General features: G+C 61.4%; 10 protein-coding genes. 8 read left to right on the top strand and 2 right to left on the bottom strand.

Features of this window, described 5'->3' with window-relative positions; all coding sequences use genetic code 11:
* Positions 1-6: 6 nt before the first annotated feature.
* Positions 7-630, bottom strand: a complete 624-nt coding sequence (locus tag CGLAUT_RS10465; RefSeq protein WP_290185069.1) for an NYN domain-containing protein — start codon at positions 628-630, stop codon at positions 7-9.
* Between the two features lie 279 nt (positions 631-909).
* Here CGLAUT_RS10465 and CGLAUT_RS10460 point away from each other — a divergent pair, with 279 nt between their 5' ends.
* From CGLAUT_RS10460 to CGLAUT_RS10425, 8 genes are all read left to right on the top strand, one after another.
* Complete coding sequence (locus CGLAUT_RS10460; protein ID WP_290185067.1) at positions 910-2,997, top strand: glucose PTS transporter subunit IIA; 2,088 nt, start codon at positions 910-912, stop codon at positions 2,995-2,997.
* 172 nt (positions 2,998-3,169) lie between these two features.
* Positions 3,170-3,430 carry a hypothetical protein gene (locus tag CGLAUT_RS10455; RefSeq protein ID WP_095660678.1) on the top strand — a complete coding sequence of 87 codons (261 nt, stop codon included), beginning with the start codon at positions 3,170-3,172 and terminating at the stop codon, positions 3,428-3,430.
* Between the two features lie 45 nt (positions 3,431-3,475).
* Positions 3,476-4,384, top strand: coding sequence for a hypothetical protein (locus CGLAUT_RS10450; protein ID WP_290185065.1), 909 nt, complete (start codon positions 3,476-3,478; stop codon positions 4,382-4,384).
* 59 nt (positions 4,385-4,443) lie between these two features.
* Complete coding sequence (locus CGLAUT_RS10445) at positions 4,444-4,827, top strand: TM2 domain-containing protein (protein WP_290185063.1); 384 nt, start codon at positions 4,444-4,446, stop codon at positions 4,825-4,827.
* A gap of 106 nt (positions 4,828-4,933) precedes the next feature.
* Complete coding sequence (gene ptsP / locus CGLAUT_RS10440) at positions 4,934-6,637, top strand: phosphoenolpyruvate--protein phosphotransferase (RefSeq protein WP_290185061.1); 1,704 nt, start codon at positions 4,934-4,936, stop codon at positions 6,635-6,637.
* 433 nt (positions 6,638-7,070) lie between these two features.
* Complete coding sequence (locus CGLAUT_RS10435; protein WP_290185059.1) at positions 7,071-8,450, top strand: hypothetical protein; 1,380 nt, start codon at positions 7,071-7,073, stop codon at positions 8,448-8,450.
* 247 nt (positions 8,451-8,697) lie between these two features.
* Complete coding sequence (locus CGLAUT_RS10430; RefSeq protein WP_095660673.1) at positions 8,698-11,418, top strand: ATP-dependent Clp protease ATP-binding subunit; 2,721 nt, start codon at positions 8,698-8,700, stop codon at positions 11,416-11,418.
* A 20-nt stretch (positions 11,419-11,438) separates the two neighbouring features.
* On the top strand, positions 11,439-11,609 hold the full coding sequence (locus tag CGLAUT_RS10425) for a DUF4236 domain-containing protein (protein WP_095660672.1): 171 nt from the start codon (positions 11,439-11,441) through the stop codon (positions 11,607-11,609).
* Between the two features lie 7 nt (positions 11,610-11,616).
* On the opposite strand, the gene CGLAUT_RS10420 is transcribed toward CGLAUT_RS10425, so the two are convergent.
* Positions 11,617-14,118 (bottom strand): hypothetical protein, encoded by a 2,502-nt coding sequence (locus CGLAUT_RS10420; RefSeq protein ID WP_290185056.1) that lies wholly within the window; start codon positions 14,116-14,118, stop codon positions 11,617-11,619.
* Positions 14,119-14,126: the final 8 nt, after the last annotated feature.

Here is a 14,126-nt window from a genome sequence, read left to right as displayed (position 1 = left end):
CTATCGCTAACTGCTAGAAAACCAGCCATCTTGGTGCACAGCGTGAAAATCGCTGTCATTTAGAAAGTGGCACCACATTTTCCTCTGGGAGCCGGGGGAGAAGCGTAAGCCCCGCGACCCTTCCCAGGCAGCTACTTCGACGTGCATTCCATGGTCGTATGCAAATTCAACCGCAGGAAATAGATCGGTGTCGTTGGAAAAGATCACGATAGCATCGACCTGTTTGGCCAGCGTGACCTCTACGACCGACATAGGGAGTGCGACATCTATACCTTTCTCGCTGGCCTCAAAGTAGTCGGGGTCTGCTTGACTGGGGAAATAATATTTAAGCGGCCGCTGGGTTAAGTGGCATCGCCTGTCTAAACTCCACTCGGCGGCGTAGAGATCGAAATACCGAGATGCCTCGGGTTGATGTTGTGGCACCGGACGCCCACGGAAGACGGAAACGCTGTCCAGCACAGACGGTCTCTTTCGACGGTTAGTTAGGGTTTGGGCAGTTTTCACCGGATCGACCATCCCCGAGTGTGCAGGTGAAGATACAGGGAGAAATCGGCTTCGTGCTGTTTTCCGAACATTTTCATAATCGATGAACACGTGAACTCTCTCGGTACTCGTCGCCCCGGTGACCATTGTTCTTCCTCCCCCGTCGCCATAAAAAAACCGCCAATCCCCCACGAGGGGGGAAGGCGGGAGTAATGCCAGTAACTATACCGACTCGAGACTCCCCGTCAACTCATTACCCCCCATTGGAAGAATTGCTGTTCCCGCTGGTCAAGCCGGAAGCGAACTAGATGCATTAAAGCGGCGGAAATCCGCTAAGAAGCTACTAAGGTTCGAGGTATGCAGACCCGAGCAGCGTGAGCCACGCGTTCGGGTCTTTTCGTCCTTTGATCAAGGAGCACACCTCGCATGGCAACAACTAAAGCGGACCTGAACTCGCAGGCCGCGGACATCATCGACGGTGTCGGCGGCGCCGGCAACGTCAAATCTCTTACCCACTGCGCCACCCGTCTTCGTTTTGAACTCAACGATGCATCCCTCGCCGACAAAGACCGGCTCGAAGCCAACCCGAAGGTCATGGGAGCGGTGCCACAAGGCGGTGCGCACTACCAGGTGATCGTGGGCGGGGATGTTGCGACCGTTTACAACGCGATCCAGAACCTCCCCGAGTTCCAAGACCGCGGCACGAAGTCGAACGAAGACGTCAAGGCGGAGCAGCGCGCCAAGGCCAAGGGCAAGGTCCCGTGGATCGACGCATTCTTCGAGTACCTCTCCGACTCGTTCCGCCCGATCCTGGGGGTCCTTCTCGGTGCCTCGCTCATCATCGCGTTCGCAGCGGTTATGGACGCCTTCAAGCTCGTCGACTTCCAGGCCACAGTTAAGACCCCAACCTGGCAGTTCGTAGACGCCATGTGGCGCTCCGTCTTCTACTTCCTGCCGGTGATGGTGGCCTACAACGCCGGCAAGAAGCTGAACATCGACGGCTGGGTACCCGCCGCGATTATGTTCGCGCTCTTCACACCGGAGTTCACCAACCTCGCAACCCACCCGGAAGCGACCGTGACCAACAACCCGATTCTGGGCTCGGAGGTCGCCTCCGTTCAGGTGATGGGGCTGCCCATGTACCTGCCGCCGTACGGCGGCAACGTCTTCGTGCCGCTGATCATGGCTGCCGTCGCCGCCGCGGTGTACAAGGGGCTGCAAAAGATCATCCCGAGCGCGGTCCACATGGTTTTCGTGCCGTTCCTCACCCTGCTGGTCATGATCCCGTTCACCGCGTTCCTCATCGGCCCGCTGGGCTACGCCCTCGGCGCCTGGATCGGCGGCGGTCTCGCGTGGCTGAACGGCAATGCCCCGTTCGTCTTCGCCATCCTGATACCGATGCTTTACCCGTTCCTAGTGCCACTTGGTCTGCACTGGCCCCTGAACGCACTGATGCTGGTGAACATCAACACCCTCGGATACGACTTCATCCAGGGCCCGATGGGTGCCTGGAACTTCGCCTGCTTCGGAGCCACCGCCGCCGTACTCGCCATCTCGCTCCGAGACCGGGACCCGATCATGCGCCAGACCTCAGGCTCGGCGCTCGCGGCCGGCCTCCTCGGCGGCATCAGCGAGCCTTCGCTCTACGGCATCCACCTGCGTTACAAGCGCATCTACCCGCGCATGCTGGTCGGCTGCTTTACCGGCGGCCTTACCATCGCCATCCTTGGCACCCCGTACGGCGGCGTGAAGACGAACGCTTTCGTGTTCACCTCGCTGTTCACCATCCCGGTCTTCGACCCGGCGTGGGTGTACATCATCGCCATCACGGTCGCCTTCTTCACCGCCTTCGCCGTCATCTTCATCACGGACTACCGCACCCCCGAGGAGAAGGAGGAAGCTCTCGCGCGCGCCGCCGCAGCTCGGGCTTCGCTTGACGACGACTCCGACGCCGCCGCCGAGGTCACCGCCCTGGAGCCCGGCGACGAGCCGATCACCTCTGCCCCCACAGCCGCGACTGCCGACGCCACACCCGTGGTCGTCGACATCCTCGCTCCCATCGCCGGTGAGGTTGTCGCCCAGGAAGCGATCGAAGACGCGGCGTTCGCCTCGGGTGCCCTCGGCAAGGCCGTCGGCGTGCTTCCCGCACCCGGAACCCAGACCACGCAAGTGGTCGCTCCGGTGACCGGCAAGGTCATCTCCGTCGCGAAGACAGGCCACGCCTACGGCATGAAGACCGCCGACGGCGTGGAGATTCTCGTGCACATCGGCATCGACACCGTCGCCCTCGAAGGCGCTGGCTTCACCCCGCGCGTGGAGCGCAAGCAGGAGATCGAGGCGGGCACACCGCTTGCCGACGTCGACTTCGCCAGCATCGTCGACTCCAACACCAACCCGACCGTGATCACCACTGTGGTGAACACGAAGAAGCTCGGCTCGGTGGATGATGTAGCAGAACCGAACCCGGACGGCGCTGTTGCCACCGGCGCACCCATCCTCCGCGCTTCGAAGTAGGCCGCTGGTTCGCCGGCGGCAACAAAGGCGTCAACTTCGCTCGGATCGGGAAGCCCAATTCGTAGGTAAGCGAGAATTACTGGAACGGGAGTGATTGGGAACCGCTGGAGCGCGATGGGATCCAGACGGGGCGCTTACTACCGAGTGTCATACTCGCGAGAAGCTGGAGAAGATGGGCGCTACCCAGCTCACCACCGGCACAAAGCAGTGGGAAGCGTACGAAGACGCTTCTTACCCAGCTTGCGACGGCCGCAACATCCTCATCCTGGAGTCGATCGTGAACTACGGCAACCGGGAGGAAACTCAGTTTCAGATAGCGCAGCAGGTGCTCATGCAGCACCCGAGTAGCCTGCCGGTGCACTTCACGGTTCCAGGACAGTGCCCTTCACTAACGCCCCTATTGACCAGCGATTGCAGTATCGCTTTGGCATAATTTTCACGTCTGCGTTTCGCCTCCATTTCAAAAGGACCTGCCCCCATGCCGCATTACAACCTCTATTCCTCCCTCGGTCTGGATCGTTCCCAGTCTGCGGAGTCGATCGAATACGAGATTGAGCAGCGCATCAGTGCCGGGCTGATTAACAACCCTGGTGGCCTCGACGAGCTCCGGGTGGCGCAGCGCGTGCTTGGCGATCCGGACCGCCGGGCGATCTACGACCGCAGGTTGGATGACTCCTACGCGCCAGAGATCACCGTCGATGCACTCCGCCAACTGGCAACCACGGAGATCGCGCCCAGGCAGCAACCGGTGACTGCTTTTGGTGCCGCCACCGATTCGTCGAATGCGCGACGCGGATATGACTCGTACCCCACCCAGGAGTTCGCCCGCGCACGCCCCGCCGTTGGGGTGCCCACCGCGGCAGAGTCTCGGCAGGTCACCACTGTGGGCGCTACAGCCGCCGTCGATAAGCGACGCAACCCGCTGCCGTGGATCATTGGTGCTGTTGCCCTTCTCTTGATTGCGGGTCTGCTGACCTGGTGGCTCGCGCAGCGAGGGACCACCGAAGAGTGGACCGGCCAGAATGCTGAGCTTGCGGAGGCCTTCCCCAAGCTCATTTCCGACGCTGACGGCGGCGCGGGGTTCATGGGAATGACGTGCCGGTCCCACACCACCGAAGGGGACGAATCCGCAAAGATCCGCTGCGCAGGTCCAGATAACGGCGTGAGCGTCTTCCTGTTCGACTCCGTCGAGGAACGCGACGCCTCGATTCCTGCAGGAAAGACAGAGCGCTACGGCAACGACAGCTGCACCATCGAGACGGTAGAGCTCGAGGGGCAAAACCCAGCTGCATACTTCATCGCGCCCCAGGGCGACTTGGGCACGTACTCGTTGCTTGTCAACGGTGAGGACGCGAAGGACCTGCGTCTAAAGCTGCCTATCTGCTAAACGCCCCTTCAGGCTGGGTGCTAGCATCCAGACATTTCGCGACGTCGAAAGGAGCTCGCATGAGCACCCCATGGCCGGGCACCCCTGAGAACAACCGCCCGATCCACACGAATCCTCACCCGCAGCCCCACTACGGCCAACCAGCCGCGCACTACTCCGCAGCCCTCCTGCCCCAGGCCCAAACCGCCCCGAAGAGTAAGCGCGTCGCGGCTCTGCTGTTCTTTTTCTTCGGCATTCTCGGAGTGGGCAACTTCTATCTCGGCCAAAAGAAGCGCGGCTTCACCAAGCTTGGGCTCTTCGTCCTCGGAGTGCTCGGCTACTTTATTTTCATCGGCATTTTCGTCCTCGCGGGCCTTATTATTTGGTCGCTGACAGAGTTCGTAATGGTGCTCAAAGGCTCGGACGGATATGACAGGGATCAGGACGGCATCCGTATGGTCTAACTCGGATCCAAGACCCGCCGCGCTACCGGTGATGCGCGCGTATCGTGGCACCTAAATGGTGCCGCGCAGATGCGGCACAGGCGACCGAAAGGAACTGAGCATCACCATGTCCGAGTCCACCGCGCGCACTGAACTTAAAGGCATCGGCGTTTCCGCAGGTACCGCTTCCGGGCCGATTGCCCTCGTCACACCGGCGGTGGGTATCGATCAACACGAGCCGGCATCCGTAGATCCCGAATCGGACGGGGTGCGCGTCCGCGAGGCTCTCGAGGGGGTTGCGGCATCGCTTCGCTCACGCGCTGAACATGCGAATTCCGAAACTTCGAAAGCGGTGCTCGAGGCAACTGCGACCCTGGCTACCGACAAGGGCCTGATCAAGGGCATTGACAAGGAGCTGAAGAAGGGAAGTGGCGTCACGAAGGCGATCCACGATGCCGTGGAAACTTACGCGGCGAAGTTGCGCAAGCTCGGCGGTTACATGGCCGAGCGCGTGACTGACCTTTATGACATTCGTGATCGCGCCACTGCTCGAGTCCGTAATCTTCCTGAGCCGGGCATTCCTGATCTCACCGAACCATCAATTCTTATCGCTGAGGACCTCGCGCCTGCGGAGACAGCGACCCTTGATCCGGAAAGCGTTTTAGGCATTATCACTGAGGCGGGTGGCGCGACCTCGCACACCGCGATCCTCGCTGCCCAGCTGGGCATTCCCGCTGCCGTTCAGGTCAAGGGCATTGCCGAGGCGGTAGTGAACCAGCCGCAGGTGGCGCTCGACGGTGGTACGGGCAAGGTCATCGTTGCGCCGGATGCCGCCGATGTCAGCGAGCTCGAGGCGCGTTCGCGTCGACGCGCCGAGTTGCTTGCTGATTCTGCGGGTGAGGGGGCAACCCGCGACGGTCACAAGGTGAAGCTGCTCGCGAACATTGGTACCGCGGAGGACGCGCGAAAGGCTGCAAAGTTCGACCTCGAGGGCTCAGGCCTGTTCCGTACTGAGTTCCTCTTTCTTGACCGCGATGCTGCGCCAAGTGTGGAAGAACAAACCGAGACCTATATAAAGGTGCTGCAAGCATTCGGACAGCGCCGCGTTGTGGTTCGCACGCTCGATGCTGGCGCCGACAAGCCTCTTTCGTTCGCCGACCTCGGCCCGGAGGAGAATCCTGCGCTGGGTCGCCGCGGTTTGCGGCTTTCGATGGAGCGTGTCGACCTCATTGACCAGCAGCTGGAAGCTCTAGCCGCAGCGCACCAGGCGGTTGAAGGAGCTGACCTGTGGGTCATGGCTCCGATGGTCTCCACGATCGAAGAAACCGAGTGGTTCGCGGAGCGCGCCCGTTCTTATGGGCTTCCGCAGATCGGTGTCATGGTGGAGACACCTGCGGCGGCAATCCTTTCCGAGCAAATCCTCACCGTTGCCGACTTTGCCTCCATTGGCACCAACGATCTTTCCCAGTACACGATGGCGGCTGACCGCATGCAGGGAGAGCTTGCCGGGTTGCTCTCTCCCTGGCAGCCGGCCGTGCTTCGTATGATTCAAGCCACGGCTCAGGGAGGGGAGCACAACGGAAAGCCGATTGGCGTTTGCGGTGAAGCTGGCGGTGACCCTCTCGTAGCTTTGGTCCTGGCTGGGCTGGGCGTGAGTTCACTCTCGATGGCCCCGGCTAAGGTCAGCGCGGTCAGGGCGGCACTGCGCCTGCACGATCTAGAGACTTGTCGGAACATGGCTGACCTGGCAATCAAGGCCCCAACTGCGTCTCAGGCACGCGAAGCTGCTCTTGAACTAGCGGATCCGATTATCCGCGATTTGGTGAGCTAGACCTTCCCTACAAAAAGACTCTCAGGTTAACGGAATGACACGCCGCAAACGCTCCAATTTGCGGTTGTCTTTTCTCTCAGTAACGGAAAACGCCCAGCTCAGAGCCTTTCGTACCCCATTTTGGGGGTTAGCTTTAGGGGGTTATAGTGAAAGTTGTTAATTCGAGTTCTGAATTAACTATTTACTCAAAATCCCAGCTAAACGCTATGTCCGCGCGCCGTGCGGGTAAACGGATCGTTAATCTTTTGTGACCTGATTTGAATTAGCTTGCAGTTGCTTGGAAGCGCCCGTAATGTTTCCAGCGACGGAGCCGATAGGGTGATTGAGGACTTAAGAGGAAATCAATCTCCAAGTCCCGTTGTTCCGGATAACTTTCGGCCGAGACAACCCGTCTGGGTCAGATACACCTTCTACTCTCTAGGAGTACTCACACATGTTCAAGAACCGTGTTCGCACCGCAGCTCTCGCAGGTGCAATCGCAGTTGCAACCGGCGTGTCCGGCCTGACCGTCCCGGCTTACGCTGAGGACGGCACCACCCACCAGACCGACAACGGCCAGCACGTTGCTGACGGCTCCAAGGCTGGTAACGGCGACAACCTGCAGAACATTGCACCGGTTGGCCAGGTCAAGGCTGCTGACGCACTCAAGAAGGCTGCAAACGACGACAAGGCGGCGATCGACGCTCACAAGACCGCTGACTACTCCCAGTACCAGGATCAGCCGATCGAGGCTGAGGCTCAGGCTAAGGCTGAGGCTCACGAGGCTGAGGCAACCAAGCTCCTTACCAACGCGGTTGCTACCCTCAACGACATCAACGCAACCCTGAAGGATGTCGAGGCTCAGACCGCAGCTGCCGAGGCTGCTTGGGCCAAGTACGCAGACGCTGTCACCATCTCCGATTCGGAGAAGGCAACGCTCGTCGAGCTGGCTAAGAACCCGGCAACCCCGGAGCCGGTTCGCGAGGCTGTGAACGAGGTCTGGACCCTCACCGCAAAGCCGGGCGACGATGACTACTACGAGCAGGTCACCCTGGTTGCACCGAAGGTCATCGAGCTGGCAGAGGTCCTCGACAACGCCATCAAGGAGAACTACGGCAAGACCGACAAGGAGCTTGTCGACGAGCTGAACGCAACCACCGCTATCTCCAACCAGCTCAACACCTACCTGACTGGTTTCGACAACCGCAACGCGCTGTACAAGGAGGCAATCCGCCTCACCAACGAAGCTACCAACCGCAACATCGTTGACATCAAGGAAGCTTACGCGGTTGCTCAGTCCAACGTCCGCAAGGCGCGCACCATCCAGGCTTACTACGGCCTTGTCGTTCGCTGGCTGGACCTGTACGAGAACGACACCATCCTCGGCAACGAGCAGTCCACCCTGCGCGAGGAGTACCGCAAGGTCCTCTTCGACAACGCTAACCCGAAGGGCGAGGCTCGCTCCCTCGAGTTCTACGCCAAGTCCGACCGCGACGGTCTGGCATGGGAGAACCCGGTTCAGCGCGTTCGCCTTCTGGATAAGAAGTACCGCAACGACGCTCCGACCATCGCTGGCGCAGACAACACTGCTGAGAAGGAGCGCGGCTCCGACATCGATCGTCTGATCGAGGCCATCAACGGCATGCAGGATGCCAAGGACACCAAGGAGCCGGGCGATACCACCAAGCCGGGCGACAAGACCAAGACCCCGTCCAACAAGGGCGACCTGAGCGGTGCCACCATCGCTGCGATCGTCATCGGTGTCCTCGCGGCTCTCGGCGGCATCGTCGCAGTTGCTTTCCCGCACATCCAGCAGTTCCTGCCGAAGTTCTAAGGCAGTTACCGCTAAGCGGATAGCACGAACTAACCACCCGGTTTAATCCGGGTGGTTTTTTCATGTCTGGACTGGGCCGGCGAGCGGTTCCGCAATCCCGTTCGCTAACGGCGAACTTCCCCTCTGAACTGGCCGTTTTGCCGCGCTGCTCCCTCCGGAGAGCTTGATGATGGATGTCGTGTGGGTCCCGAGCGTTATGGTGAGTGTCATCTATATGCGGATAGCGTTTTAGGAAGGGGTCAACTTCATGTTTGAGAGGTTTACCGATAGGGCCCGTCGCGTCATCGTGCTCGCCCAAGAAGAAGCTCGCGCGCTGAACCACAATTACATGGGCACCGAGCACATCCTCCTTGGCTTGATCAAAGAGGGCGAGGGTGTAGCCGCCAAGGCTCTCGAGTCGATGGGCATCAACCTAGAAGATGTCCGTCGAGAGGTCATCGACATTATCGGCCACGGCACGCAGCCGGTCACCGGGCATATTCCGTTTACCCCGCGCGCTAAGAAGGTTCTTGAGCTCTCCCTCCGCGAGGGTCTGCAGATGGGCCACAAGTACATTGGCACCGAATTCTTGCTTCTCGGCCTCATCCGCGAGGGCGAAGGCGTTGCGGCACAGGTGCTGATCAAGCTCGGCGCTGACCTGCCGCGTGTGCGTCAGCAGGTTATCCAGCTGCTCTCCGGTTACGAAGGTGGCGAGGGGCAGAACCCCGAGGCGCCCCAGCAGCCGGCCGGCGCGTCTGCTGGACCGGGGCCGCGCGGTGGCGGCAGCAGCCAGGGGGAGCGCTCCAACTCGCTGGTACTCGATCAGTTTGGTCGCAACCTCACTGCAGCCGCCAAGGAGGGCAAGCTCGACCCGGTTGTCGGTCGCGATAGGGAAATCGAGCGCATCATGCAGGTGCTCTCCCGCCGTACCAAGAACAACCCGGTGCTAATTGGTGAGCCTGGTGTGGGTAAGACTGCCGTCGTCGAGGGGCTTGCTCTGGACATCGCTAACGGCAAGGTTCCGGAGACCCTGAAGGACAAGCAGGTTTACTCGCTCGACCTCGGCTCGCTGGTGGCCGGATCGCGCTACCGCGGTGACTTTGAAGAGCGTCTCAAGAAGGTGCTCAAGGAGATTAACCAGCGCGGTGACATCATCCTCTTCATTGATGAGATCCACACGCTCGTTGGTGCCGGTGCGGCAGAAGGCGCCATCGACGCGGCGTCGCTGCTCAAGCCGAAGCTTGCTCGTGGCGAACTCCAGACCATCGGTGCGACGACACTCGACGAGTACCGCAAGCACATCGAAAAGGATGCCGCGCTTGAGCGTCGCTTCCAGCCTGTGCAGGTCGACGAGCCGTCCGTCGAGGACACCATCACGATCCTCAAGGGTCTCCGCGACCGCTACGAGGCACACCACCGTGTGTCCTACACCGACGATGCTCTCTCGGCTGCAGCGAACCTCTCGGATCGCTACATCAACGATCGATTCCTGCCGGACAAGGCCGTCGATCTCCTCGATGAGGCCGGTGCCCGCATGCGCATCAAGCGCATGACCGCTCCGGAAGAGCTGCGCGAGGTGGATGACCGCATCTCCGAGGTCCGCAAGGAGAAGGAAGCTGCGATCGACGCGCAGGACTTCGAGAAGGCCGCTGGTCTTCGCGACACCGAACGCAAGCTCGGCGAAGAACGCGCGGAGAAGGAAAAGAAGTGGCGCTCCGATGATCTCGAGGAAATCGCCGAGGTCGGCGAGGACCAGATCGCTGACGTGCTCGCGCACTGGACCGGTATCCCGGTGTTCAAGCTCACCGAGTCGGAGTCTTCGCGCCTGCTCAACATGGAAGACGAGCTTCACAAGCGCATCATCGGCCAGGACGAGGCTGTCAAGGCTGTGTCCCGCTCGATCCGCCGCACCCGTGCGGGCCTGAAGGATCCGAAGCGCCCGAGCGGTTCGTTCATCTTCGCCGGCCCGTCCGGTGTGGGTAAGACGGAGCTGTCCAAGGCACTCGCTGAGTTCCTGTTCGGCGACGAGGATTCGCTGATTCAGGTGGATATGGGCGAGTTCCACGACCGCTTCACCGCGTCGCGTCTCTTCGGTGCTCCTCCGGGATACGTCGGCTACGAAGAAGGCGGGCAGCTCACCGAAAAGGTGCGCCGCAAGCCGTTCTCCGTCGTGCTTTTCGACGAGATTGAGAAGGCGCACAAGGAGATCTACAACACCCTGCTCCAGGTGCTCGAAGAGGGCCACGTCACCGACGGCCAGGGCCGTGTCGTGGACTTCAAGAACACGGTGCTGATTTTCACCTCGAACTTGGGTACTGGCGACATCTCGAAGGCTGTCGGCCTCGGCTTCTCTGGTAGCACCGCTACCGACGCCGATGCGCAGTACGAGCGCATGAAGAACAAGGTGCACGACGAGCTGAAGAAGCACTTCCGCCCCGAGTTCCTGAACCGTATCGACGAGATCGTGGTCTTCCGCCAGCTCACCCAGGAAGAGATCGTGGAAATGGTGGATCTGCTCATTTCCCGCGTGGACAAGAACCTTGCTGCGCAGGATATGGGTATCGAGCTCACCGACAAGGCGAAGAACCTGCTGGCGCTCCGCGGCTTCGATGCGGTGCTGGGTGCGCGCCCGCTGCGCCGCACGATCCAGCGCGAGATCGAGGACGTGCTCTCCGAGAAGATCCTCTACGGCGAGATCGGTGCTGGCGAGATCATCACCGTCGACGTCGAGGGTTGGGACGGCGATGTCGAGGCGGCTCGCGAAGCACGCGGTACCGCGGCAGAGGGTGCGAAGTTCACCTTCACACCGCGCCCGCGCCCGCTGCCGGCTGACACCTTCGACGACGAGGAGGTCGAGGAAGAGATCCGCGAGATCGACCCGTCGCTGGAGGAAGCTCCGTCCACCGCGTCCGAGTTCCCGGACGAGCGTGACGAGTTCGACGATGACGACACCGACGGCGAGGGCCGCGGTCCGGTCGAGCCGGCCTAGGTCGGGTAATCTCTACGGCCATGGGTCTGCAGTACCGCAAAAAGCACAAGGTAGGGAAAAACGTCTGGATCAACCAGACCGGCACCGGCGCGTCAGTGTCCACCAAGGTCGGGCCGGTGACCTTCAACTCGCGCGGCGGGGTCTGGGTGAACCTGCCGGGCGGGATGAGCTACCGCGGTCGCTGGAAGTAGCGCCACGCTAGGCGCCCATCCGCTCGAGGATGTCGGCGTAAGCAGGTGACGCGTCCTCCTTGGACGCGAACTCGCTGAGATACATCGCGGTGAACTCCATCAGGTCCACCGCGCCTGCCTCGCGTGCGCGCTGCCACAGCGACTCGAAGACCAGCGCGGACTGTTCGTCGCGCCCCGCGTTGCCAAGCGCAAGAGCGTTCTCCCCAAGCAGCTTCCAGCTCGAGTGGTCGTCGCCAAGCTGCGCGAACACCTGGTAGCCCCAAGCAGACATGTCTATCGCCTCATTGTGGTGGTGGTCCCAGGTGAGTTCGCGAGTGAGCGAACAAACCGTGTTCGCAATGACGTCGAGGTGCGAAGGGGCATCCTCATCCTCCTGCAGCACCTGCACGAGGATGTTTTTGAACCTATCGCGGGCCTGCGGCCAGAGGTCAGCGAAGCTCGGATCCGCCAGCACCGCAATGAACCGGCAGGTGGCTTCGGCGCCCTCGAGTTGCGCCCATGGTTCGATGTCGAGCGAGGGATCATCAAGCTTCTCGCTCACTTGCTCAAAGAGACGCTCGACCTGGCGGTAGCGTTCGGCGTTGAGCAACACGTTTGCAGCAGACGCCAAGCGGGCGACGTAATTGGTCATGTCACCGCACTTCTCGGAGGCCAACGCTGCGTCGATAAGCGAAAAAGCTCCTGCTGTGGGGTTGCCGAGCCTGCCTAAGCGAACTCCCTTCAGTGCTCCGAAGTGAGCGAGGGTGGTGGCTGGGTCCTCGACCTGCTCGGGGTCGATGGCGATGGCTTCCTCGACCGCGTTGATGAACGCGAGGATGTCCATGCTGCGGCTTGATCGGATGGCGCGGGTGGTCAGGTCGCCGAGAAGCGGCAGCGACAGCGCCTTGGTGTTGATGAGGCCGCCGGTGAAGTCGAAGAGGTCGTGGACGACGGTGGATGTGGCGTAGCCAGACTGTTGGAGGGCGTCGAGAATCTGCTCGGCGAAGACGCCGGCGCGGTTGGGGTCGATGTTGGCAGCGATTGGCAATGCGCGCATGCCCACGAGACCCGGGAACTGGCCGGGGAAGGTGACGTTGGCCAGCATGAATACCTCGATGATGGTGCGAATCTCCGGGTCGAGGTCGGGCTCGTCGGCGGCGTCGATGAGTTTGCCCATCACGCGCTGGGCGTGGTCCATGCCGCCGCTGACGAGTTCTTCCCACAGTGGGCCTACCTTTGGATCTTCGGCGGCCCGGGGCGGGACTATCCCGGGGGAGAATTCGCCTTCCTCGCGGAACATCTCGCGAGCGAAGTTGTAGAGTTCGTCGTCGTAGCGGGTGTGGATTGGGTCGTAGCGCAGGGTGGAGTTAGAGAGGTTCTCCACGATATCCGCGGCCGTGTTGAAGAAATCCTCGGGATTGAGCTGCGGCACGCGGAACGTCTGCTTGAGGCGGTCTAGGGCTTCGGTGTCGCCGTTGACCTCTTGGAAGTGCAGCGCGCGCTCATGGGCGGCGCGGTAGAAATCCTTCGCCAGCGCGGCGCAAGTGGGATCAGCGCCGATGCCGTGCTCGAGCTGCCAACGCGGAGAGGTGAACCGGACCGAGACGATGTCGCCGAAGCCCTCCTCGGTGGCGAAGTGGAAAAAGCGGTAGAGCCCCTCGAGCTCCGTGGAGGTCTCCTTGATGAATGGCTCGGTGAAGTGCACGAGGTTGAACGCCTGGGTATGCAGGCCGCCGAGAAGGAGAAACGTCGCGGTCTGCAGGATCGCGCGGGTCTGCTTCGGGTCAGCGAAGGAGTGCTCGAGGACCAGCAGGGAGCGCTGGACGGAGGTTTGGGTGTCGACGGTCTCCGCCAGCGGCAGGAGGGACTCAGCGACCATGGCCATCGGCTGGTTGGAGTGGATGAACCCGCCGTCCATCATCCCGGCCACGGTTGCGTCGCACTCCTTGAGCATGCCCTCTTGCAGGTAGACCATCGCGGCGAGGTCGTAGCGATGCAGCCAATCGGCTTCATGGATCTCTCCGGAGTGGACGGCTTCGGGCGAGGGCAGGTAGCCGTCGAGAAGCGGCAACGCTTTGGCGCCTTCCCCAAGGTTGACGTAGGCGCTGATCCGGGTGTGGCGCAGCATATCCGGGTCGTCGAAGACCCGCGCAGCGAGGTTGAGCAGGTGTTCGACGTGGCGTCGCGAGGTGCGCTCCGCGAGCCACCACATCATGAAGTCGGTGACGTCCTGGAACCAGTTGCCCTCATCGAATGGGTGCGCGGGGAAGCGTTCTGGGTGTGCTTCGTGCATGCCGAGCAGAGCCTCGTACTCCTCGAGCGCGTTGGCGGGGTCGAGTTCTGTGCGGGGGAGGATCGCGTGCAGACGCATGCGGTAGGCGAGCTCCTCGGCCGCCTGATCCTCAGCGTCGATGTCGCAGAGCCGTTGGACGAGCTCCTCTACCCGGACGAGAAAATCCGTTTGCGGGAGGCCGTCGTAGGCCTGCTGCAGAAGCGTTCTCCACTGCGCATCGATACCTGAGAGTTTCATAAGTTTCA

This window comes from Corynebacterium glaucum, from assembly GCF_030408855.1.
Classification (GTDB): domain Bacteria; phylum Actinomycetota; class Actinomycetes; order Mycobacteriales; family Mycobacteriaceae; genus Corynebacterium; species Corynebacterium glaucum.
This window is presented reverse-complemented; position numbering and strand designations above follow the sequence as displayed.